At 75.6% G+C, this 446-nt stretch carries 1 protein-coding gene; it reads right to left on the bottom strand.

Annotation, left to right across the window (positions count from 1 at the left end):
- Positions 1 to 428: DUF222 domain-containing protein (locus WCD58_RS33570; protein ID WP_337707495.1), on the bottom strand; the 428-nt coding region annotated here is incomplete at its 3' end.
- Positions 429 to 446 lie beyond the last annotated feature (18 nt).

The raw sequence follows: 446 nt of genomic DNA, 5'->3' as shown, positions 1-446 counted from the left end.
TTCGGACCCAGCCGGGTCGCCTCGTCGGCCAACGTCTGCTCCGCGGCGGTCCAGTCGTCGACGGGCAGGGCGTCGACGCGGTCGAGGCGGCGCATGGTGGTGCGGATGATCGCGATGTGCGCCGGCCCGACCTCGCCCGCCGCGGCCACGGTCGCGGTGGCCGGCAACCGCGGCGGCAACGGCTCACCGGACAGCGAGCTGCGGGGGCACAGATCCCGCGCCTCGCCCACCAGGCGTTTCGCCTCGGCGGTCGGGATGCGCCACAGCGTCTCGAGCAGCCGGCGGGTGCAGCGGTCCCCGGAGAGCTCGGCGACCTGGGCGCGGTCGAGCTCGGCGACCTGCTCGAGCCGCAGATAGGCCTCCCGGCGCCGGGTGATCTCGCCGAGGCGGGCGCGCTCGAGCGCGTCCCGTTCCACCGGCCCGAGCACCCGTTCGCTCATGTGTTC

It is taken from the genome of Actinomycetospora flava, from assembly GCF_037400335.1.
Classification (GTDB): domain Bacteria; phylum Actinomycetota; class Actinomycetes; order Mycobacteriales; family Pseudonocardiaceae; genus Actinomycetospora; species Actinomycetospora flava.
This window is presented reverse-complemented; position numbering and strand designations above follow the sequence as displayed.